This window comes from Limnochorda sp. (assembly GCF_047459355.1).
Taxonomy (GTDB): Bacteria; Bacillota; Limnochordia; order Limnochordales; family Limnochordaceae; genus Limnochorda.
This window is the reverse complement of record NZ_VSCV01000066.1, coordinates 1-3053: the sequence shown is the minus strand read 5'-3', so window position 1 is coordinate 3053 and position 3053 is coordinate 1. Positions and strand designations below refer to the sequence as shown.

1 protein-coding gene and 1 pseudogene are annotated in these 3053 nt (G+C 62.1%); both read left to right on the top strand.

Annotated elements, in window-relative coordinates; genetic code table 11:
• A pseudogene (locus tag FWJ67_RS10785) lies at positions 1–1159 on the top strand (hypothetical protein); the annotation flags it as partial.
• A 71-nt stretch (positions 1160–1230) separates the two neighbouring features.
• Positions 1231–3053: hypothetical protein (locus FWJ67_RS10780; protein WP_414482814.1), on the top strand; the 1823-nt coding region annotated here is incomplete at its 3' end.

Genomic DNA, 3053 nt, shown 5'->3' with positions numbered 1-3053 from the left:
CGCCTTGGCTAACGGGCGAAATGGGAATAACCAGGTCATTACAGCGCCCGAATACCCCGGAGACACGTGGCAGCCTGGCACTTACGGCGGCCAGTGGCGGCCCGAACGGTACACGGGCCAGCAGCCCACGGCCCCAGGGCAGGTGTCGGGTTTCATTCAGGACTACCTTACCGGAGGCGGGCAGGCTCTCCGTGACAGGTTCCTCGGGCTTCTGGGCGGCGTCCAAGGTCAGTTCCAGCCGAATCAGTATCTCCAGCAGGCGGGCCAGCAGTTGCTGGGCGGAGCGCAGCAGCCCAGCCTCTGGGGTACGGCGCAAGAAGCAATCCGGAGGAGGCTGGACCCGGGGTACTCTGCCTTCGTGTCGCCGGAACAGGATCCGGCCTTCCAGGCTTACCTGGAGCAGATCAACCGCCAGACTCAAGAAGCTGCCCGGAGCACTGCTGAGGCGCTGAACCTTGCCGGGCTATACCGTTCCGGCCTTCTCGGGAGCAGCTTGAGCGATATAGAGGAATCCCGCCAGCGGGCAATCGCGGACCTGGCGGCCCAGCGGTACCTGGCCGGGCAGCAGGCGACCCAGATGGCTCAGAGCGAGGCGCTCCAGGCTGCGCTGGCGCTGGGCGGTCAGCAGGCGGCTCTGGGCCAGCAGAATCTGGCGAACCTCCTTGGTCTGGGCCAGTTCATGCAGCAGATGCAGCAGCAACAGCAACTTCTGCCCCTCCAGGCGGCCCTTCAGGTCTATGGGAGTGTCTACCAGCCGGAGGCTATGGCGGCTCTCCAGGCTCAACTTCAGGAGGCCCAGAGGCTCCAGCAGGCGGGCCAGTTTGGGGCTGAGTTTGACCTGAATCGCTGGCTCCAGGAACAGATGCTCGGGCAGGCGGCGCAGCAAATGGACTGGACTCAGTGGCTTGGGCAGCAGCAGTTGAGCCAACAGGCAAGCCAAATGGCGTTCGATCAGTGGCTTGCCCGGCAGCAACTCGCGCTCCAGCAGGCCGAACTCCAGGCGTATCTGAACCAGCTCGCGGCTCAACAGCAGGCCATGGCGCAGGCCGGATGGGGGAACCTGCTCGGATCGCTCATTACCAGCGCTGGATACGTTCTGGGCGGGCCTCTGGGGGCGCAGGTAGGTAATTGGCTCGGAAACCTCTTTGGAGGCCGGTGACGACAGCAGTTCCGACCGCCGCCACCACTGGCCGTCTAACGGAGGCGCCTACTCGTAAGGAGCGATGATCTATGGCTGATGGAGTTCAGATCAACATTCCGAGCTTTGCTCCACCCGCGAGCACGCTGGCATCCCCTTACTTCTGGGCTCCCGTGGGCCAGGGAGTTCAGTCTGGAATCCAGGCGGCCATCGAGCGACGGCGGCAACGCATGCAGGACGAACTCCAGCGCCAGATGGCAGAGCACCAGATGCGGACTGAAGAGGAGAGGCTCGGGATCTCTCGCGAACAGTTGGAGCTTGCCCGCAGAAGCCAGCAGTTGGCCGAAGAACAGCACCGCTTTATGCGCGAGTCTCAGTACGTAGACATTGGCTCCGTGCTGGGGCCGCAGGCGTTGCAACAGGCGGTTCAATCCGGTCTCCTTCGGCTACCAGAGGGCTATCAGCCAGGCCAGCCCCTGATGGTAGACCAGCGTGTTTGGCAGCAGCTTGCGCCGGAACTGACCAAGACGCCACATCAACGGGAGCTGGAGCGAATCCAGCTTACCCAGGCACAGTTGGCTCTACAGGATCTGCAATCCAGATTCTCCAGTGGGTTGATCCCGAAGGCTGAGGCCGAAAGCTGGATCGAGACGCTTCCTGACAGTTTCCGTCCTCTCGTCCGTGGGATGTACCAGGTGGGTGACGATGGGCGAGAGTATCTCTACTTGCCAGCGGTCCAGGAAAGCCTCCGAGGGTGGCTTGACACTCTCGGCGGTGCCGTGAGTCTCCAGACGGGCCAGGCAAATCTCCAGCTTCTCCAGAACGAAATCACGAAACTCCAAACGGAATGGATGACGCGCGAGCAGGCCCTGGATCTCCTGCAAAAAGCCGGGTTCGACGCAGCGAAGGCCAGTGCTGTTATAACCACCGATGAACAGGGGCGCGTGAACAAGCAAACGCTCATGGATGTTGCCAACGCCCTGAACCGGTGGGAATTAGAGCAACTTCAGGCCCAGGGACTGAGGCTGCAGAATCTCTATGAAGCGTCCACGTTGGATGCCAGAGTGGAGGTCGCTGAGAATCTACGCCAGGAATCCCGGCTGAAGCTCCAGTTCATGGAAGTGGATCTCGCGACGGCGCGTGAAGTGCTGGACCAGCTCCAGGGCGTGGACCGCACCCGGAAAGAGCGGGAAATCGAACTCCTGGAGATCCAGATTGCCCAAGAGCGGGCGCGTCTCGCCATCATCGAGGCCGAAGCAGAAGGCGGAGGCATCGAGCGACTTCTAAGCGACAGCAGTTTCATGCAGGCGTATGACCGGGCCGTGAAGCCGTACCTCGAACAGGGCTTCATCGTTCCATCTCCGCTGGAGTACGCCCAGTACATCGTCGCCGTGGAGAGAGGCGAGGCACCCGCATCGTTTGCGGCGTTCGTCGGCACCTACGACCAAATGGCCCGGGCGCAGGCTGGGTTGGATCCGCGGGAAAGGAATCCGCTCCCCTGGAATCAGGAGGGCTTCTTTAGCCGGTGGAAGGATCGCAAGACGGAGTTCGACCAGCGTTTCGGCGGAAGCGTCCTGGCGACCGGAATGGAAGCCCAGCGCCCGGCGTTCCCGTCTCCTGAGTTCTGGTGGGCGAACGAACAGGCCGGAAAGCCTCTCTCGGACGAAGAGCTTATCGAGGTGTACAACATGGAAGGCGGCGAGGGGATCGACTACCTTCGCCGCAAGTTCGCGGAGTATCTGGCCCCATATGGTGTTCGAATTCCCGGCACCGTGCCGTTCGAGGACTGGTACGCGGCGCTCATGAGCGTGGAGGGAATGACGCCAACGCTGGCCTACCAACTGTTCCTCGAATCCACCCCTATGGAGCAAGAGAAGGATGCGCTCGAAGTCGGCATGACCGTAGAGGAGCTTCG